Source organism: Sulfurimonas iocasae (assembly GCF_047716755.1).
Classification (GTDB): domain Bacteria; phylum Campylobacterota; class Campylobacteria; order Campylobacterales; family Sulfurimonadaceae; genus Sulfurimonas.
This window is the reverse complement of sequence record NZ_CP180409.1, coordinates 94,478-114,363: the sequence shown is the minus strand read 5'-3', so window position 1 is coordinate 114,363 and position 19,886 is coordinate 94,478. Positions and strand designations below refer to the sequence as shown.

The 19,886-nt window shown below is 34.4% G+C and carries 21 protein-coding genes; 16 read left to right on the top strand and 5 right to left on the bottom strand.

Annotation, left to right across the window (positions count from 1 at the left end):
• The first annotated feature begins 32 nt into the window (after nucleotides 1-32).
• The 14 genes from ACLHDE_RS00595 to ACLHDE_RS00530 are packed head-to-tail and all read left to right on the top strand — an operon-like array spanning nucleotide 33 to nucleotide 11,702.
• Nucleotides 33-1,943 (top strand): TonB-dependent receptor plug domain-containing protein, encoded by a 1,911-nt coding sequence (locus ACLHDE_RS00595; protein WP_415397221.1) that lies wholly within the window; start codon nucleotides 33-35, stop codon nucleotides 1,941-1,943.
• Between the two features lie 9 nt (nucleotides 1,944-1,952).
• The gene (locus tag ACLHDE_RS00590) at nucleotides 1,953-2,786 is read left to right on the top strand and encodes a helical backbone metal receptor (RefSeq protein ID WP_415397220.1); all 834 of its coding nucleotides are present in this window, start codon (nucleotides 1,953-1,955) and stop codon (nucleotides 2,784-2,786) included.
• A 3-nt stretch (nucleotides 2,787-2,789) separates the two neighbouring features.
• Nucleotides 2,790-3,845 carry a nicotinate-nucleotide--dimethylbenzimidazole phosphoribosyltransferase gene (locus tag ACLHDE_RS00585; RefSeq protein ID WP_415397219.1) on the top strand — a complete coding sequence of 352 codons (1,056 nt, stop codon included), beginning with the start codon at nucleotides 2,790-2,792 and terminating at the stop codon, nucleotides 3,843-3,845.
• A 7-nt stretch (nucleotides 3,846-3,852) separates the two neighbouring features.
• Nucleotides 3,853-4,347: a bifunctional adenosylcobinamide kinase/adenosylcobinamide-phosphate guanylyltransferase gene (locus ACLHDE_RS00580; protein ID WP_415397218.1), complete on the top strand. Its 495-nt coding sequence runs from the start codon at nucleotides 3,853-3,855 to the stop codon at nucleotides 4,345-4,347.
• Nucleotides 4,344-5,066 (top strand): adenosylcobinamide-GDP ribazoletransferase, encoded by a 723-nt coding sequence (locus tag ACLHDE_RS00575; RefSeq protein WP_415397217.1) that lies wholly within the window; start codon nucleotides 4,344-4,346, stop codon nucleotides 5,064-5,066. The genes ACLHDE_RS00580 and ACLHDE_RS00575 overlap by 4 nt, the downstream gene beginning before the upstream one ends.
• A complete protein-coding gene (locus ACLHDE_RS00570) occupies nucleotides 5,063-5,629 on the top strand; it encodes a histidine phosphatase family protein (RefSeq protein WP_415397216.1) in 567 nt (188 codons plus the stop codon). Before ACLHDE_RS00575 ends, ACLHDE_RS00570 begins: the two co-directional genes overlap by 4 nt.
• A 19-nt stretch (nucleotides 5,630-5,648) precedes the next feature.
• Nucleotides 5,649-5,942 (top strand): DUF1778 domain-containing protein, encoded by a 294-nt coding sequence (locus ACLHDE_RS00565; RefSeq protein WP_415397215.1) that lies wholly within the window; start codon nucleotides 5,649-5,651, stop codon nucleotides 5,940-5,942.
• On the top strand, nucleotides 5,932-6,456 hold the full coding sequence (locus ACLHDE_RS00560; protein ID WP_415397214.1) for a GNAT family N-acetyltransferase: 525 nt from the start codon (nucleotides 5,932-5,934) through the stop codon (nucleotides 6,454-6,456). Before ACLHDE_RS00565 ends, ACLHDE_RS00560 begins: the two co-directional genes overlap by 11 nt.
• 60 nt (nucleotides 6,457-6,516) lie before the next feature.
• Complete coding sequence (locus tag ACLHDE_RS00555) at nucleotides 6,517-7,620, top strand: hypothetical protein (protein ID WP_415397213.1); 1,104 nt, start codon at nucleotides 6,517-6,519, stop codon at nucleotides 7,618-7,620.
• Complete coding sequence (locus ACLHDE_RS00550; protein WP_415397212.1) at nucleotides 7,613-8,338, top strand: ABC transporter ATP-binding protein; 726 nt, start codon at nucleotides 7,613-7,615, stop codon at nucleotides 8,336-8,338. Before ACLHDE_RS00555 ends, ACLHDE_RS00550 begins: the two co-directional genes overlap by 8 nt.
• Entirely contained in the window at nucleotides 8,331-9,296 is a 966-nt protein-coding gene (locus tag ACLHDE_RS00545; protein WP_415397211.1) for a FecCD family ABC transporter permease, read from the top strand. Before ACLHDE_RS00550 ends, ACLHDE_RS00545 begins: the two co-directional genes overlap by 8 nt.
• Nucleotides 9,293-9,925, top strand: coding sequence for a 5,6-dimethylbenzimidazole synthase (gene bluB / locus ACLHDE_RS00540; protein WP_415397210.1), 633 nt, complete (start codon nucleotides 9,293-9,295; stop codon nucleotides 9,923-9,925). Before ACLHDE_RS00545 ends, bluB begins: the two co-directional genes overlap by 4 nt.
• Entirely contained in the window at nucleotides 9,916-10,713 is a 798-nt protein-coding gene (locus ACLHDE_RS00535) for a phosphotransferase (RefSeq protein ID WP_415397209.1), read from the top strand. The genes bluB and ACLHDE_RS00535 overlap by 10 nt, the downstream gene beginning before the upstream one ends.
• Nucleotides 10,710-11,702: an aminotransferase class I/II-fold pyridoxal phosphate-dependent enzyme gene (locus ACLHDE_RS00530; RefSeq protein WP_415397208.1), complete on the top strand. Its 993-nt coding sequence runs from the start codon at nucleotides 10,710-10,712 to the stop codon at nucleotides 11,700-11,702. Before ACLHDE_RS00535 ends, ACLHDE_RS00530 begins: the two co-directional genes overlap by 4 nt.
• Before the next feature lie 8 nt (nucleotides 11,703-11,710).
• Here ACLHDE_RS00530 and ACLHDE_RS00525 read toward each other — a convergent pair whose 3' ends face one another.
• The 5 genes from ACLHDE_RS00525 to ppsA are packed head-to-tail and all read right to left on the bottom strand — an operon-like array spanning nucleotide 11,711 to nucleotide 15,818.
• Entirely contained in the window at nucleotides 11,711-12,490 is a 780-nt protein-coding gene (locus tag ACLHDE_RS00525; protein WP_415397207.1) for an NYN domain-containing protein, read from the bottom strand.
• Nucleotides 12,491-12,507: 17 nt separating this feature from the next.
• Nucleotides 12,508-12,822 (bottom strand): DUF309 domain-containing protein, encoded by a 315-nt coding sequence (locus ACLHDE_RS00520; RefSeq protein WP_415397206.1) that lies wholly within the window; start codon nucleotides 12,820-12,822, stop codon nucleotides 12,508-12,510.
• Nucleotides 12,812-13,126, bottom strand: a complete 315-nt coding sequence (locus ACLHDE_RS00515; protein ID WP_415397205.1) for a hypothetical protein — start codon at nucleotides 13,124-13,126, stop codon at nucleotides 12,812-12,814. The genes ACLHDE_RS00520 and ACLHDE_RS00515 overlap by 11 nt, the downstream gene beginning before the upstream one ends.
• A 56-nt stretch (nucleotides 13,127-13,182) precedes the next feature.
• A complete protein-coding gene (locus ACLHDE_RS00510; protein WP_415397204.1) occupies nucleotides 13,183-13,380 on the bottom strand; it encodes a (2Fe-2S)-binding protein in 198 nt (65 codons plus the stop codon).
• Between the two features lie 50 nt (nucleotides 13,381-13,430).
• Nucleotides 13,431-15,818 carry a phosphoenolpyruvate synthase gene (ppsA, locus tag ACLHDE_RS00505; protein ID WP_415397203.1) on the bottom strand — a complete coding sequence of 796 codons (2,388 nt, stop codon included), beginning with the start codon at nucleotides 15,816-15,818 and terminating at the stop codon, nucleotides 13,431-13,433.
• A 97-nt stretch (nucleotides 15,819-15,915) separates the two neighbouring features.
• Between ppsA and ACLHDE_RS00500 the strand changes: the two genes are divergently transcribed.
• A complete protein-coding gene (locus tag ACLHDE_RS00500; protein WP_415397202.1) occupies nucleotides 15,916-17,046 on the top strand; it encodes a PAS domain S-box protein in 1,131 nt (376 codons plus the stop codon).
• Between the two features lie 20 nt (nucleotides 17,047-17,066).
• On the top strand, nucleotides 17,067-19,859 hold the full coding sequence (locus tag ACLHDE_RS00495) for an SUV3 C-terminal domain-containing protein (protein WP_415397201.1): 2,793 nt from the start codon (nucleotides 17,067-17,069) through the stop codon (nucleotides 19,857-19,859).
• Nucleotides 19,860-19,886 lie beyond the last annotated feature (27 nt).

Below are 19,886 nucleotides of genomic sequence, written 5' to 3'. Positions count from 1 at the left end.
AAAAAATTATTTACACAAGATTAAGGTCAATCATGCAAAAAAATATAAAACTATCACTAACCCTAGTTGCTTTTTTAAGCTCTCTACATGCACAAGACACAACAAAAGTAGTTTTAGAACCACTTACTATCACATCCACTGCCATCAAAACAGATGAGTTAAAGTCTACAGATTCGGTAGAGATATACACACAAGAAGATATAGAAAAAGCTCACGTACAAAATCTTTATGAGTTTTTAAATTCTCAAACTTCTGTTATTGCAACTCCAAGTTATGGAAATCCATTTAATCAAAAACTAGATATGAGAGGCTTCGGCAACAACGGTTATGAAAACATAGTCATAACTATTAATGGTCGTAGAATGAACAATATAGATATGGTTCCTGCTATGCTTTCTTCTATTCCTCCTTCTTCTATTGAAAAAATAGAAATCATAAAATCAAGCGGTATCGTTGTTGGTGGAGATGGTGCAAATGCCGGTGTTATAAACATCATAACAAAACAGAATAACGATAAAGTAGTTTCCTTTTATTTAGGGACTAACGGTGTTGCAGACTCTTCATTCTACCTAGGGCATAAAGATGAAAAACTCTATATCTCTGCAAGCGGTGAGGCACAAAAAGACTCTGGAACTAGAGATATAGACTCAAACGGAAATACTAACGAAAATAAATTCTCTACAGGAAGTTTTAACTTAGCCTATCAAGCTACAGAGGCATTAGAATTAAGCCTTGGTGCAACATTTGCAAGAACCAATGTCATCTATGGTGGTAGTCTAACTGAAGAACAATATAATAGCGATCCATCACAAAAAGGTTCATGGTCAGTAGAGCAAGAGTATGATAGTGATGTTTTAAGTGCTGGGATGAAGTACTACATAAATGATAACTTAACAATGAACGCTACTCTTAATAGAGAGAGAAAAAAATCAAACTATATCACTTACTCTAATGTATATAACTATGATTACAAATCACTATCAGCATCTGTTGATTACGCTAGCGATGCTTTATCTATAAAAGTAGGGGTTGATGGTTTTGATGGTAAATTAAGTACTTCAGGTGCTGACTTAACAAAGAAAAATCTAGCTGGATTTTTCATGTCTCAGTTTAGTGTAGACGATATCACTCTAAAAGCTGGATACAGATATGAGACAACAGCATTTGATAATGACAGCGGAGACAATGAAAGTGAAGCTCTTCATGGTGTTGAGCTTGGTATAAACAAAATGCTAAGTAAAAACAGCTCAGTTTTTTTTAATTACGCTCACTCATATCAATCATCTGCTCTTGATAGACTCTTTACTCTTTCTACAGGTACTTATAATGGTTATGTAAAACCATCACAAGCTCATAACTATACTCTTGGGTATAACCATATAACTAAGGCTAACAAGTTTAAAGCTTCTATATACTATATAGATTTAAAAGATGAGATTTACTACTATGCCGACCCTTCTTATACAAATTCTAGAAACACAAATATAGATAAATCACACAAATATGGTCTTGATATAAGTGACAAATTTTTAATCTCAAATGAATTTAATGTAGTTCTTAACTATAACTATGTTCAAGCTATTATTGATGAAGAGGTGGAAAATTCTAATGACTATTCTGGGAACAAACTTCCAGGTGTTTCAGACCATAATGTAAAAGCAACTCTTGGATATACTCCAAATGAGGCTACAACTTTAGTTTTAACTCAAATTTACCGTTCAGAAGCTTATGCAGCAAATGACTTTAACAACAACTTTTCTCAAAAACAAGATCCTTATATGACTACGGATATCTCTATAACCTATGCGAAAAAGTCTTGGGAAGTTTTTGCTAAAATAAACAATATATTTAACCAATCAAACGGACTATGGATTAAAGATGACAACATCTATCCTATAAATTTTACAACTACAGCTATTGCAGGGTTTACATTAAAATACTAAAGGGTTTATATGAGTATCAGAATTTTTTTATTAATTCTTTTTATTACACTAAACTCTCAAGCAAATGAGAGAATCATATCTCTTAGCCCATCTCTAACGGAGCTGGTTTTTGCACTTGAAAAAGGAGAGTCCCTTGTAGGGACTTCTTCATATTCTCTGCATCCAAAAGAAGCACTAGAACTTCCCATCATCGGAGGTTACAGAAATCCAAACATTGAAAGAATATTAGCACTTTACCCTACTTTGGTAATTGGTCAAGATTTCAGCCAAAACACTTTAGAAAAACTAAAATATTTTAAAATAAAAACCTTGATGTTAAATCTAAAAACCATAAAAAGTATAAAAAAATCCATAGCTGTTCTAGCAAAAAAGATAGACTCAAAAAAGGGAAGTAAGCTTATACAGGATATAGAAGATGCTGTGCAAAATGCATCAAAAAACCAAACTCCACACAGTGTTATGATTGTTTATGGTCTTCGTGAAGATTTACGCTCATCTACCTACATCGCAGGGCATGAGATATTTTTTGAAGATATTATAGAACTAAGCGAAAACACAAATGCGTACCGTGCATCTTCAGCCAGTCAACCGGTTTTAAACTATGAAAACATCATCGCACTCAATCCAGACCAGATTATCATCCTACATTCACATGCAACAGAAGGAAATGTAGATGTTAAAAAAGCACTAAAAAACTGGTACAGCCTACCAACAAACGCTTCAAGAAATGGGAATATTTCCATAGTTGATGAGGACTATCTGCACATTCCTTCTCACCGCGTAGCCCTTACTATCAAAAGACTCTCAAACGAGATGAATAAAAACTATAATTCAGGAAATTAAAATATGCGAACATTAAATATATTCACAAATGAAACAGATAGACTTCCAGAAGGCAAAGCAGACTTTCTTTTGGCTGCATCAGTTACTCGCACATGTGAGATAGAAGGAATCACACAAGCTGGAATCCCAGGTAAGATTCCTCTTACTCCTACTCTAGATGCTGAGTTTATGGCAACTCAAAAAGTTTTCTCTATGCCTGAAGTTCCAGAAACTACAAAGGGTATACCGACTCCTGCCATTATTACAAGAGCAGTTCACAACCTAAACCCTTACGCATCCATAGAAGTTTTAAACCTCGGTTTAGATGTCATTCCTCAAAACACTCTACTGCAAAACTTTAACATTGTGCCATCTGGCTCAGTTGCATCTGGTGCAAACATAGATGCAAGAGCAGTGTTTGAAAAAGGAATGATTGCTGGAAAGAGTTATGAGCTAAAGGGAAACTACCTTATCTTGGCTGAGTGTGTTCCAAGCGGAACAACAACAGCAGCTACATCAGCTTTGGCTTTAGGATACGACTGTAGAAATGATTTTTCATCTAGCTTTTTAGAGGCTCCTGATTCTATCAAAGAAAAGACTATAGATGCGGCTCTTTTGCTTATAAATGATGAGATGAGCAACTTTGAAAAACTCTCTTTAGTTAGTGATAACATGCTTATCTTTTGTGCCGGTTTTTTACTAGAAGCTTCTAAAAGATTTCATGTTGTTTTAGCAGGTGGAACACAGATGGCTTCTTGTCTGCTTATAGCAGATGCTCTTAGAGAAGATGTTTTAATGCGCGTTAAAAGTGACAACATAACACTTGCTACTACTTCATGGGTAGCCAATGATAACAAATCAGACATCAAACATTTGCTTTCACTTCTAAGCTACACTCCTCACGCTATTTATACAAGTTTTTCATTTGCAGATGCAGAGATTCCTGTACTAAAACTATACGATGATGGAGAGGCTAAAGAAGGCGTTGGAGCAGGCGCAGCACTTGCTTACGCCAATGCAAACTCTACAACAAACAAAGAATTATTAGATGCTATTGAACTAATAATATATGGAATGTAGGAAAGAAATGAAAACTCTATTTATCGGTGGCATCAAAAGTGGTAAATCTATGAACGCTCAGGAGTACATCCTAAAAAATTCTCTCTTTAAACCTACATATCTCGCAACTACCGAGTTTGTAGATGCAGGCATGAAAGAGCGCGTAGATGCTCACATACAAAATAGAGGCGATGACTTTGTAACTCTTGAAGAGCCGCTAAAGATTTATGAAGCCATCAAAACTAACAAAAACCCTGTGTTAGTTGAGTGTGTTAGTATGTGGATAAACAATATGTTCTACCATGGACTTAACTTTGAAGATATGCAAAAAGAAATTAAACAAATTTTAGAACTAGAGCAGACAATAGTCTTTGTTCTAAATGATGTTGGATGCGGAGTTATCCCTGATAATAAACTCGCACGTGACTTCATAGATGCAAGCGGAAAACTATCTGGGCTTATAGCAATCGGATGTGATGAAGTCTACCACACCATCGCTGGCATCTCTACGAGAATCAAATGAAAAATTTCTTTAAAGGTTTTGCCCTCGCTGTTTCAATGATGACAAGTATTCCTTTTTTTAAAATCCACGATTTCAACAAAGGCATCAACGGTTACGCTGCCTTGTTTTACCCTCTAGTTGGACTCTTGCTTGGTCTCATCTTGTGGGGTGCTCACTCACTTTTAGATGGACACATTCCAGACTTACACCTTGGCATCATTATTTTTGCACTTTGGGTTATTTTAACAGGAGCTTTGCATCTAGATGGTTTTAGCGACACCATAGACGGACTTTTTGTCTCAAAGACAAGAGCCATAGAAGTTATGAAAGACCCAAACACTGGTGGGATGGGTATGATATTTACAGTTACTTTTTTAATATTAAAAGCTTCATCTTTAGCAGTGTTAGATGCTTTTTATCTCCTACCCATAGTTCTTCTGCTTTCTCGTTTTAACGCTGTTTTAGCCATTTACTTTTTTCCATACATCTCTCAAAACGGCATGGGAACTTTAGCAAAAGCGGAGCTAAAAGGTTTTCAGGTTTTTATGGCTCTTGTTTATGTAGGTATTCTTTGCTTCTCAACTCTTTGGCTATTTGCTCTAAGCCTTTTTGTTTTGTTTGTTATAAAGACTTTTTTCATAAAGCGTTACGGCGGTTTTAGCGGAGATATCTACGGTTTTAGCATTGAAGTAACTGAGCTTATCTTACTAAATGCTATCTTGCTTGGCATCGCCACATGAAAATAACTCTTGTTCGTCACGCAGAAGTAGAAGAAAAATACATCGGATGCTATAACGGTCAGATAGATATCGGCTTATCTCCTAAAGGTTACGTAGATGCCAAAGAGCTGAAAAAGCACTTCAAGGCATCTGATTTTGACGCTATCTTTTGCTCAGACCTTATTCGTACTAAAGAGACTCTAAAACAGTTTATAAAGAGTGATAAGGTCATCTACACTAAAGAGCTAAGAGAAAAATCATGGGGCGATTACGAGGGCATGAGTTTTGAAGAAATTACTTCTACTACAAATCTAACTTATGTAAACTTCAAACAGTGGACAGATGCACTAGGTGGAGAGGAGATAGAAAAGTTTATATCAAGAGTCGAGAAGTTCTTCTTTGAGTATCTACCAACACTTAAAAAAAAGAATATTTTAGTAGTTACTCACAGCGGAGTTATCAAGACTTATTTGCATCTACTAAAAGGCATAAGCCTAGAAGAAGCCTTTAGTATCTCAGTTCCTTACTCTTCTTTCGTTTCTTATGATAATGAAAACGAGAAACATGCTATAATAACAGTATAACAACCGTAAAGGATAAATTATGCAAGCAACACAAATAGATATTGGTTTTACTAAAGATTCTCGCTTTGACACTAAGATAAATTCTGGTTTAAAAGAGATGCTAAAGACAGCTTCGATGCTAGAGGGTGTTGATTTATCAGCTTTTATTATATCAGCGGCATCTCAAAAGGCTAGAGAAGTCATACAACATTCTGAATCTTTATCACTAAACACTGATGAGTATAAAAAGTTTATGAGCATAATTGACAACCCACCAAAAGCAACTAAAAAGTTAAAAGACTTAATGAAGCTAGATGATTTAGATGAGCGATAGTGTTATAATCGAGAGATTTGATTTTTCTAAAACCTACAATGGATTGAGACAATTTGATTGTGAACATGGTATTATAAATAAATTTGTAAAAAAATCCATGAAGAAGCAAGTTGAGAATGGCTACTCTGCTGCTTATGTCTTACTTGACTTAAATAACCAAGAGCGATTTGTCGGCTTTTATACAATAACAACTTTTAGCATTGACAAATCTGCTTTTGATACACCTCTAAAATCTTCGCCAAGTTCAGTACCAGTTTTTAGGATGATAATGCTTGGCGTAGATAAAGAGTATGCAAACAGAGGTTATGGTTCTAGGCTTTTAAAGCATTGTTTTATGCTTGTTTTACGGGCTTGCGATGAAGTTGGAGCTAAAGGACTTTACTTAGATGCTGAGGATAAAAAACATGAATGGTATAAAAAACTTGGCTTTGTCTCAATAAGCGCACCTGATAAAGAAACAAATATAATGCCTATGTTTATATCTACTGACACCATTAGAGATGCTATACGCTAATGCTTAAAAATGAATTTAATACTTTATTAAAAAACTTCAATCTAAAAAAGGGAACAAAAGATGATTTGGCATAAAAAAGAAGAAAATAATATTGTAAAAAATATTTATGATTTATATATCATGGGTATCAAGATATTCATCCCTTTTTTAATTATCTTTTTTGGGCTATTAGACTATTTAACCTTTACAGATATTTTTCATTTCAAATATGCAGCAATTCTTGATATATATATATTTTCAATTAACCTATTTGATTCAAGTCTAATTATTACTCTTTTATTGATTCCTATATTTATTATGTTATCTATATTCGTAATAGCAATTATAGCTGTGTCTCCTGTATACATGATAAGAAAAAAACAAAATATCCTAAAGAGTCCAAACAAATACTTTAGTCTATTTATATTTATAACTATCTTATTGTCATCTAGCGCATTTGTATTATATGTTGATTTATATTTTAAATTATTTGAATCAAATATTTTACTCTATTTCATCTCTACAGTGTTACCATTATTTCTATCTTATTTTTTTGTTTCTATTCACTACTTGTTTTTTGAAAAAAATAAAAATTGGTTTATTAAATTATCATTATTTATACTATGGCTTATTATACTAACCTATGGATATTTACATACAAAAGAATATATTTTCTATTTAATTGGGCTAATGTTAGTACCTTCTGTATCTAGCATCGTGCTTAGTGAATTATTTTTAACAGAAAACTTGCGTAATATAGAACTAAATGATAGCAAATTTATTTTAGTAATTTTTTCTGTAATTATTTTACTAAGTGAATTCTTATTTGGCAATTTTCATAACTCTAATATTAAAACGTGGAGTAAAATTCAAACAGACCAAAATTCAACAACAAATTTATTTTTAAATAAGAAGTTTTTATCAGAAATTAGCCCTTATGATGATATTTTACTTTCTAAGAATAAAAAAATTAATGAACTTAGAATAACTAAAGAAACAAAATACTTACCAATATCAAGTAATATGAAACTTTATTTTGTTTTTCAAAAAGACACAAATGCTACCAAGGTTTTTGCTATAGAAAAAAAATATTATAAAGATAAATATGTATACGATATATTACATTCTGGTTGTATTAACTGTCCTAAAGATAAATCAAAAGAAAAAAAGAAAAAAAATGATTAAACTAGATTCTCTTAGATGCCAATATGGTGATAAAACCATACTAAATAATATCTCATTAGATATAGACAATCATCTAAGCATCCTCGGAGCTAATGGCTCTGGAAAAAGCACTTTGGCGAAGGCTCTTTGTAATCTTATAGAGTATGAGGGAAGTGTTAGTGTTGATGGGGAGGACATTAAAGAGTTGTCTCGACTAGAGCGGGCAAAACTTATCTCTTACATTCCGGCTAAACTCGAAGTCTATGATCCATACATAAGTGTTGAAGAGTTTGTGCTTCTTAGTAGATTTGCCCATAAGAAAAATTTTATGGATTACTCGCAAAAAGATAAAAACATCACACTTAACACATTAGAATTTTTAAAAATCTCACATCTAAAGAAAAATACCATCAGCTCTCTTAGTTCAGGAGAATCTCAACTTATTCTCATAGCTGGAGCATTGGCGCAACAGAGTAAAATCATCATTCTTGATGAGCCGACTGCAAACCTCGACCCGCATAATGCTAAAAAAGTAGCACAGCACATAAAGGGCTTAAAAGATTATCATCAAGTTATTTTAATCACACATGATTTACATCTGGCATCTTACATAGACTCTCCTACCCTTTTTATAAAAGACTCAAAGGCTACTTATTATGAAGATGGTTTTTTTCAAGATAGTGTTTTACAAGAGCTTTATGGTGTAGAGTTCAATGATTTGGCGGTTAGTTATGAGTAAGTTTGCTGTGTGGTTTTTACTCTCTCTTGTGCTTCTTGCATCTCCGTTTATCGGTGCGGTATCTTTAGATATTAGTGAAGTTTTTAAAGCAGGTACCCTTCAAAACTCAATATTTTTCGACCTTAGAGTTCCGCGAGTATTATTTGCATTTTTTGCGGGAGGCATTCTCGCTCTTAGTGGTCTTCTTTTTCAAACTCTCTTTAGAAATGCACTTATGACCCCCTACACTTTAGGAATCTCTAGCGGTGCAGTACTTGGTGCAGGAGTTGCCATAAAGCTTGGACTTGGAAGTTTGGCTTTTGGCATCGCTGCCATAAGTATCTTTGGATTTTTAGGAGCAATGCTGACTATTCTTCTGCTTATATACTTAGCAAAGTTTTTGAAAAATTCTCACTACGAATCACTTTTACTTTTAGGTATAGCTCTCTCACTCTTTTACACCTCGGCACTTATGGTTCTATTTTATCTTGGCGACACAATGCAAAACGATATGCTTCTGCGCTTTACAATGGGTTCGCTCTCCGTCATAGGTTGGCTTCATCCTCTGAGTATAGGCTTCATCACATTTGTACTCTTTTTAACTGTCTATCTATTTCGTTACGAGCTTCAGCTTCTTAGCATCTCTGATGAAAGCGCACGTCTGCGGGGAGTCAACACAAAGAAAGTGACTCTCACTCTTTTAATAGTCTCTTCTTTTGCCATAGGAACACTTGTTAGTATCAGTGGACCCATAGGTTTTGTGGGGCTAATAGTTCCTCATATTGTTGCAAAACTGCATCCAGTTACTGTAAACAGACGAATCCTCAAAACTGCTCTTTTTGGTGGATTTTTCTTAGTCTTTTGTGACACAATCACAAGAGGTTTGCAGACTCAAAGTGAACTCCCCATCGGGATAGTTACGGCACTCATAGGCGGACCATTTTTTATATATTTGATTATTAGCAGGAGTAAAATGTGACATTTACAAAAGATGATACCCAAACCCTGTTAAACATTATGAGAAGCAGAAGAGATGTTCGCGGAAACAGCTTTTTAAATAAAGATATTGAAGATGATAAACTCAAGCTAATCTTAGAAGCCGGAATCTGCGCTCCCTCTGTCGGTTACTCACAGCCTTGGAAATTCGTAGTCATAAATGATGAGAAGATTAAATACTTGGTAGAGCAGAACTTCATGAGTGAAAATACAAAAGCAAAAGAGATTTTTAAAGATAGCGAACTCTACAAAAATCTAAAACTAGAAGGCATAAAAGAGGCACCTATAAATATTGCTGTACTTTATGAAAGTTCAGATGCACCGGTTCTTGGAATGACAAGCATGTCTAAAATGGGTGAATACAGTGTTGTATGTGCTGTTGAGAATATGTGGCTCATGGCAAGAACTTTGGATATTGGACTTGGATGGGTAAGTATTTTAGATGAGAACAAACTGCTTAAAACACTAAATGCGCCCAAAAACACTCAACTAATCGCCTACCTCTGTCTAGGATATGTTGATAAGTTTTACAAAGAGCCGGAGCTAAAAACACTCAAGTGGGAAAAAGAAAAAACGCTTGATGAGTGCATAGTAATAAACAGATGGGAGTAAAAACAGAGATAACTCTAAGTGAGTTAAACCAACTATTTCCATCTTATGGCTTTACAAAGATTTCTCCTACCGCATCGGGGATTATTGACACAACCTACATAGTTCACACTAAAACAAATGGCTATATTTTAAAGAGATATGAGAGAGATATTCCTCATAAAATCATCTTAGATATAAGACTCTTGAATAATTTAAAATCAGTCGGGCTAAATGTACCTACCTGCCTTGATGAAAATAGTGGCTGGTACATCTATGAAAAGCTAAAAGGAAAACAACCAAGAAGTGTAAGGAACTACCACATACAGGCTCTTGGCAGATTTTTAGCAAAGATGCATAAAGAGACTTCTAAAAAGAGATGCAACTCAAATATAATCATAGAAGATGAAGTTACCCAAGCTCTAAAGTATGTAAAAGCAAACTACTTTGGCTACTACAAAAGGTTTGAATTTCTAAAAAACTTTACTCACAAACATGAAGCAATTATCCATGGAGATATTTTTAAAGACAACACAATCTTCAATGGTAGAGATATAGGCGTAATTGACTTTATAGACTCATCATGCGGGACTTTTGCATATGACGTGGCAGTTGCTCTTATCGGTTTTGATGTAAGAAAACACAATGACTACTTTATAAATCTTTTTTTAAAGAGCTATAACCAGCACGCACCAAAAAAACTAAGTAAAAAAGCAATCAAAGAGAAGATGAAATTTGCTGCAAATTTCTTCGCACTCAAAAGAGTTTATGAGTACAAAAATACTTCAAGAGCAAGAGAGTTATTAAAATGAAACACGGTGCAAATATTTACAAATACGCTTCACAAATCGGATGTAAATCTAAAGAGATAATAGACTTCTCATCCAACATAAATAGCTATCATCCAAACATAAATATAACACTCACAAATAACATGTTAGTGAAATACCCAGACTCTAACTACGCCTCTTTAAAAAGCTCTATCGCAAAAAAATACGCTGTAAAAAAATCTCAAATCGCTCTTTACAACGGTGCTACTTCTGCTATTTTTGAACTGTTTAAAACCTTTAAAAAAAGAAGCGTTTACTTATACGCTCCACTTTATGGAGAGTATGAAAAAGCTGTACAAGACAAGAGCAAAATAGTTAAAATAAACCGCTTTAAAAATCTCTACAAAAGACCAAAAAAAGGCTCTGTTGTAGTCTTTGTAAATCCATCAACCCCTGATGGAAAACACTATGATTTAGCGAGACTTTTTGCTCTTTGGAAAGAGCAAAAGTGTAGAGTTGTTATTGATGAATCCTTTTTAGAGTTCCAAAACCTAAAATCTTTGAGAAGTCAAATCAATTCTTACAATAAACTATATATAATACAATCATTTACCAAGTTCTATAGTTGTGGTGGAGTTCGGATAGGTGCTATTTTCTCTAATAAAATCAATATTGAGAAATTAAAAGCACCTATGTGGAACTTATCTGCTTTTGATGCTAAATTTTTACAAAAAAGACTTAAAAACACTAAGTTTGACCAGCAAAGTAGAAAGCTTCATAAAAAGCATAAAAAAGAACTTCTTAATATTTTGAAAGATTCAAAACTTTTCTCACAAATTCACAAAAGTGACTCTAACTTTGTCATGGTAAAATCAAAAAAATCAAGAGATATATTTGAACATTTACTAGGTCATAAAATTCTAGTAAGAACTTGCGGAAGTTTTGACTTCTTGACAAATGATCACCTACGCTTCGCTGTCAAAGATTCTAACGCTCATAACAAACTAACAGAGGCTTTAAAGAGTTTTTAACACTAGTATTACTGCTTGTCTTTTATTCTTATCATTAGTTGAGTTTTTCGATCCCCTACATATTCCATATCAAATAAATCCAATGCTTTGATAAGGTCACCCATTTTTTTAAATCCATAATTAACTTGAGAAAAAGAAGAATTTTTTCTTATATACATAGACATGTCTTTAACATCTGCCCATCCCTGCTCATCCGATGTTCTTTCAACACCTTGCTTAAGAATATTAATAAGTTTATAATCTTTTCGTATATCATAGTTGTTTCCAACATATTTTGTAACAGCTTCAGTAACAGCGTGATGCTTGTTGTTTTTAGCAATATTTTCAACACTTTCTTCATTTACTAAAACACTTAATTTCTCAACATATATAAATTGTGAACATGCATTTACAAATGCCATAGGAGTCTTTGACTCTCCATATCCATATACAGTTAATCCATCAGATAATATTCTTGTGACAATAGGAGTAAAATCACTGTCACTAGTTATTAAAACAATAGCTTCAAGATCTTTTGTATAAAGAATGTCCATAATATCAATTATCATAGCTATATCGGTTGCATTTTTGCCTTTTGTATAAGCAAATTGCTGAATAGGTTTAATATTATAATCTTGTAAAATATTTTCCCAGCCGTAAAGTTTTTTATCTTTCCAATCTCCATAGGCTCTTCTAATATTTACTGTTCCATATTGAGATAAATCATCAAATATACTTTCTATATATTTAGAACTTACATTGTCACAATCTATAAACATTGCAATGTTATTTTCATTTTGATTTTTCATTTTGATTCCTAATTTATTTAGTTAATTTTAGATTTTATATTATCAATATACCTTACAATAAAATGATATTTATTAAAATATACAGAGTCAACTTTATATAGGAGTTGTCTATACTTTATATAGTTTTTCCATACTCTTTTGCTCGCATCAGTTCTACCTTTTTTTTCTAACTCAAAACTTACAGCAGCATTTATAAAACCTTTTAAAAGTTTTATCTCATTGTTATTCTCAAAACGTCTTGGAAACCATACCTCTTCAAGTATCTCATGTGCTTCAAAGTATCCCTGTTCATCAAGACACTTTATAAACTCATCTAAGTATTTATTTAGCATCTAATATCATCATATTTTTACGCCAGTAACCACGACCGCCTTTGAGTGAGATGCAGTAGTGATTAGGAAATTTTTTTTTGTACTCTTGCAATCTATTGAGTGTGGCTTTCCCACTATCACAGTAAAATACAAAAATACTTCCCTCAGGCTCTTTGTTTAGTTCAAATGGATTGTAAACAACAGTTTCAGCTTTTTCTATTGGAGCTAAAATTGTATCTACCAAGATAACTTTTATCCCCTCTTTTTCTAAGGCTTTTTTGTTTTCTAAAAACTCTTTTTGTGTCCATTCATTTGGATATTTCATTTAAAATTAATTGCCTTTAATATAAGCGAGTCTAGTAAGAACATCTTTTTTAAAAATTATTCCAACTCTTTTAAAGCTTTTTTAATTGCAAGAGGAAGAGGTAAATCCACCTTATCACAATCTTCTTCCAAACAACATTCACATACAGTTCCGGCACCAGTCTCTTCCATGATAGCTTCTAAGTTATTCCCGTATTTCTTTACAGCTTCTTTTATAGCATCATATTCTACATCATTACAATCACATACTAACATAAGATAATCCTTTTTTAAAATATTCTATCCCTCTTGAACTTAAAGGTTTGTTATTGTATTAATTTACTTTCTAAGTCTGTTACAACCTTATGCATCTTATAAATAGAATCAGGATTCAATGAGATGGAATTGATACCGTGTTTTACTAAAAACTCGGTAATTTCAGGATAATCTGATGGTGCTTGACCACAGATGCCGATGTACTTATCAGCTTTCTTGCAGGCTTCTATAGCCATATCTAACATTCGTTTAACTGCTTCATTGCGTTCATCAAATATGTGAGCAATTTTTGCACTCTCTCTATCTACTCCTAAAGTCAGCTGAGTTAAATCGTTTGAACCGATGGAGTATCCATCAAATATTTTCAAAAACTCATCTACCAAGATTACATTTGCCGGAATCTCACACATGGCATATATTTCAAGTTCATTTTCTCCTTGAATGAGACCTTGGTTATTCATAATGCTTATTACCTTTTTACCTTCCTCTGGAGTTCTGACAAAAGGAATCATTATTTTTATGTTTGTTAGCCCCATATCATCTCTTACTCTTTTTAGTGCCTGGCACTCCCACTCAAAAGCTTCACGGTAACTCTCATCATAATAGCGACTTGCACCTCTAAATCCTATCATCGGGTTTTCTTCAATCGCTTCATAATCAAGACCACCCAGCATATTTCGGTACTCATTACTCTTAAAGTCACTTGTTCGTATAATAACTTCTCTAGGGTAAAAAGCGGCCGCAATCATTCCAACACCTTCGCTGAGTTTTTCTAGAAAAAATTCTTTAGCATCTGTATGTGGGGACATAAAGGATGAGATTGTCTCTGCATCTTTGACATCGTTGCCTTTTTGTATATTTACAAGTGCCATCGGATGAGCATTTATGGAGTGACTCATGATAAACTCCATACGAGCAAGTCCAACACCATCGTTTGGCATCTTAGAAAGGTTAAATGCTTCTGCCGGATTACCGACATTCATATAGAGTTTAGTCTTAGTTGGTTCTAGTTCACTAAGATCTATGGTTTCGCACTCAAAAGGCAGTTCTCCTTCATATATGTAGCCTTCATCACCCTGAGCGCAACTAACACTCACACTAACACCATTTTCAAGAACATCTGTAGCGTTAGTACATCCAACAACAGCAGGCACCCCGATTTCTCTTGCAACAATTGCTGCATGACAGGTGCGACTTCCACGGTTAGTGACAACAGCAGAAGCCTTTTTCATAATTGGTTCCCAATCAGGGTTGGTCGTGTCTGCAACTAAGACATCTCCCTCATTAAAAGAGCTAAACTCGGAGGTATTGTTTATAATATTTACTCTGCCTGTACCTATCTTCTCACCAACGGCTCTTCCCTGTGTTAGCACTTTGGCATCTTGTGGTACTTTCATGGAGTACTTCTCTATGGTTGAAGCTTTATTTAGTTTGCTTTGCACAGTTTCAGGACGCGCTTGGACTATGTATAGTTTGCCGTCGTTTGCATCTTTAGCCCACTCTATATCCATGGGTCGTTTGTAGTGCTTTTCAATGATGAGTGCTTGTTTTGCAAGTTCTATAACCTCAGAATCAGTGATAGAGAAGCTTTTTTGTTCTTTATTAGAAGTTTTAACATTTATAGTATTATTGCCATTATCAGTATAAAGCATTTTCTCTTTTTTACTACCTAAAGAGTGCTTTAAAATAGTACTTATTCCCATCTTAAGAGTAGGTTTAAAGACAAAAAACTCATCGGCATTTACTCGTCCGCTAACTACATTTTCACCTAAACCCCAGATAGAGTTTATAAGGATTAAATCCTCCGAACCACTCTCCGTATCGATGCTAAACATAATACCGCTCGAGGAGTTGTCGCTTCGTACCATCTTTTGTACACCAACAGACAGGGCCACTTTAAAGTGGTCAAACCCACGGCTCTCTCTGTAGCTGATAGCTCTATCGGTAAAAAGTGAAGCGAAGCATTTTTGTACACTTTGGAGCAGTGCTTGGGGTGAGGAGATGTTTAAAAAAGTCTCTTGTTGTCCGGCGAATGAAGCATCTGGCAGATCTTCAGCCGTTCCAGAAGAACGAACTGCTACATCTATTGCATCTGAGTGATACTCTTTTGAGAGGATTGCATAAGCTTCAAGTACCTCATTTTCCAGTGTTTTTGGAAGCTTTGAATTTAGTAAAAGTGTGCGAACAGCCAAACCACGCTTTTGCAGGTTTAAGGTGTCGGAAATATCAAGACCATCTAAAGCAGTTTCAATCTTCTCTTTAATATTGTTCTCTTGTAAAAGTAACCAATAAGCATCACTTGTAGTAGCAAAACCATTAGGAATATTTATCCCTTTTGGTGTTAGCATCTGATACATCTCACCAAGAGAAGCATTTTTACCGCCAACAACCGCAATATCGTTTATAGTAAGTGAATTGAAAAAACGTATATATTTCATGATTTCATCTCCATAACAAAAGTGTTTATGGAGATATTATATATGTAGTTGTTATAATTCAATATTAAACTACAAACCTAGATGGAGTTATAGTTGAATGAAAGAGAGTTCTAAAGATAAAAACAGCACTATGTACTGCATTACTGATGAGATGTTAGTTAATGAACGCTCTTTAAAAAATCAGTACCGTCATATTGTAGATGCTACAAATATTGTTTCTAAGACAGACATTCATGGTGTTATAACATATGTCAACAGCAAGTTTATAGAGATATCTGGCTACTCCAAAAAAGAACTTATAGGAAAACATCACAATATCTTAAGAAATCCAGACATCGATGCTTCTTTTTTTAAAGAGCTTTGGGAAACAATAAAGTCTAAACAGGTTTGGAACGGTGCTATAACTAACGTACATAAAAACGGTAGTAGATATACTGTTGAAGCCTCTATCTTTCCTATCTTAGATGCCAAAGGTGATATAGTTGAGTATATCGCTATCCGCCACGATATAACAAAACTTCAAGAGCTAAATGATGAGATAAATGCTCTTCATAGTTATGATTTGCAGCAGCAGCATATTGCTCGTGAAAAACTTGAAATGGGCATCGCTAATGATTTTAATGAGAGTGAATCTAAAATTCTCTATGCTCCTTCTGATATTTTAAGTGGTGATTTTTATTCGCTTTACAAGGGTGAAGACGGTTCAAGATTTCTCTACATTATAGACGGTCAGGGACATGGTATCTCTCCTGCTCTGACAGTTTTTGCAGTCTCCTCTATTATGAACCAACTTGTTAAGAAAGTAATTAATTTACAAGAGTTGACAGATCAGCTCTTTCCAGCAATAAAACCTTTTTTAGGAGAGATAGAACAACTCTCATACACGATGATTAAGATATCTTCTGATTCAAAAAAACTCTTCTATGCATCTGCTGGAATGTATCCATTTTTAATAAAAGAAAAAGGGTTGAAGATTAAAGAGGTCAAGGCAAATAATATACCATTTATGAACTTTTCTCAAGTTCCAAAGGTAACCGAACTAGATATAAAAGGAGCTGAATCCATCCTTCTTTACAGCGACGGGCTTGTTGAACATGAAAACAGAGAGTTAAATATATTTTCCCCTCAAAACCTCATACTAGAACCAAATTTAATAGAGAGTGCCAACGGTAGTATGAGTGCGATGAAACTCGAAGATGATGTAACACTTCTTTACTTAAAGATATAAACTTTTAGCTACAATTTCACATGGGACATAAAAATAAAAAAAACAGTAAAATAAATCAGAGAATTAAAAAGTATTTTGACGGGGATCCTTTTGATGTTGGGGTTGAAAGAGTGAGTTCTGAAACTCTTAGTGAGATGTTTTCTACTCTTGGCATCTACGATATTGAACACTCTAAAGAGGTACTTCTCAAAGCAGCTCGTATGATTTGGAGTGAAGCAGACTCAGGTTATCGCTCAGACATACTAAACTTTTTTGCGAGAGATAACAAGTTTTACAAATCAGATAGAGAAAAAGCACCTAATCTAGATAGAGAAGAGAAGATAGACTCGCTGCTTCAAGAGCTGGACGCTAGTCCAGAAGAAGTAGCTTTACTTAGTGATGCTTTTATGGAAGTAAGAAGTAAAAAGATAACCCTTGCTAAACTCGAATCAAAACTCAAACATATAAGATTTGAGCAAAAAAGACTAAAACTGCAGAAGGCTCTTGATGGTATTTTTGATACAGATGATACTTTAGAGTTCAATGCGTCTTTACACTACGTCCTCTACGGACAAAGCTTTCATAAGATACTTACACTTAGCACAAAAGCATATGGTGATGACTATATTCAAAACAATGAAGATAAAGTCATTATTGCTAAGATTTCACAAGATAAAGAAAATATAGTTAAAGCTAAACAAGATGAAATAAACTCTTTTATAAAAAATCTGCCCGAGAAACATGCATACTTAACTCACAAAGAGATAGTTAACGCTTTTCGCGCATCTTTGCCAAAGGTTAAAACTTCTTACCCTCTTATAAAAGAAGATATTTTAGAATCCATTGTATCAACAGCTCTTGATGTTGTAGATTTACAACTGCATGATGAAGAACTATTAGTTCGCATAGATCATAGTTTTGCACTTCCTTACTCAGATATAATTCATAACTACATTTTAGAACTTCATATAGAGTTAGACGGACTTCTGCAAGATATTTGGGAGTCTAGAGCACTTGACTTTAGCGCTGTCATAAAAGATGCACAAAAACACCAAGAAGAAGAGTTCTTAGAGAGTCTCAAAGAGCTTGTAAAAGAGTGTGAACACTATGCGACACTTTTGCATCTAAGTGAAGAAGAACTGCACCATAAAATTTATCCTATACTCTTAGACAGACTTGGAGCAACTCTAAACCTTACTCCAAAGATAGCCACAAAAACTGTAAAAACTTTTGTCAGAGATACTCATGATGAGATTAGTAAAAAGCAGAGACAGGCACTTTTGGCTCGTACTATTCGTGATTTTAAAAATCTCTTTCCCATAGCAAGAGAAATGAGAAGAAAACTGACTCTTCACATAGGTCCGACAAACAGCGGTAAAACATATACAGCTATGAAGAGATTAGAGCAAGCCGATACGGGTTATTATCTCGCACCCCTTAGACTTTTAGCGCTTGAGGGTTATGAGAATCTAAAAGCCGATGGGATAGAAGCCTCTCTTATAACAGGAGAAGAGCAACTAATTAACGAAGATGCTACTCATATAAGCTCAACCATAGAGATGTTAAGCTTTGACATAGACGTTGATGTTTGTGTTATCGATGAAGTGCAGATGTTAGATGACCGTGACCGTGGTTGGGCATGGGCAAATGCTATCATCGGAGCACCGGCAAAAGAAGTCATTATGACAGGCTCACCAAATGCTAAAAATGCAGTTATTGCACTTGCAGAGTATCTTGGCGAGGAGCTAGAAATAATCGAGTTTGAGAGAAAAAATCCTCTTACTCTTTTAGACATTCCGACAAGTCCAAAAGAGGTTGAAGAAGCAACAGCGATCATCGCTTTTAGTAGAAAAGATGTCTTGAGATTAAAACAGGAATTTTCTCGCTTTTTTAGTGTTAGCGTTGTTTATGGAAATCTTTCACCTGAAGTCAGACGTGAAGAAGCTAGAAGATTTAGAGAAAAAGAGACTCAAATTCTTATAGCTACAGATGCCATAGCCATGGGTATGAACTTACCTATAAAAACCATACTTTTTTCAAAAGCTGAGAAGTTTGACGGTATAACGCAAAGAAATCTTTTGGCATCTGAAGTACTTCAAATCTCAGGTCGTGCAGGTCGTTATGGGATGAAAGAAGAGGGCTTCGTTGGAGCTTTAAATATGGAGACTCTTCGCATTGTAAAGAAGAACTTCTTTAAAGAAGCAAAAGAGATTACTATCCCTTTTAAAGTGATGGCAAACTTGGAACATATTAAACTTGTTTCAAGCATCTTGGAAGAAAACTCACTTCATGAGATACTAAAGTTTTTTGTAGAAAATATGGAGTTTAACGGTCCATTTCGTGCATCTAATCTGGACGATATGCTTGAAGCCGCACAGATTGTAGATGCTTATGACTTAGATATTGCGATGAAGTATCATCTAGCTTGTGCGCCTCTAACGCTAAAGTCACCTTACATTGTTGCATCTTTTGAGAGTTATATCTTGGCACTGGAAAAAAGACTTCCTGTTATCTACACTCCGCCTGTGTTAAATGGTAGCTATGCCCAAACAACGGATGAGCTTTTAAGAGCAGAAGACATGGTTAAAGAGATATCTCTTTACTTGTGGCTTAGCTATCGTTTTAAAGACTACTTTTTAGATGAGCAAAAAGCACGTCAGGCAAGATGGATTTTAAATAAGTACATAGAAGAGTCTCTCCAGCAAAGTCGTTTTGTTCAAAAATGTAGAATCTGTGCAGCACCACTTCCTACAAACTCAAAGTACAGCATTTGTCAGGCATGTTTTAAGAAAAATTATACGAGGAAAAATTATAGAAAAGGAAGAAGAACTTAAGGTTTATTGCTCTTTGCAACGAACTTG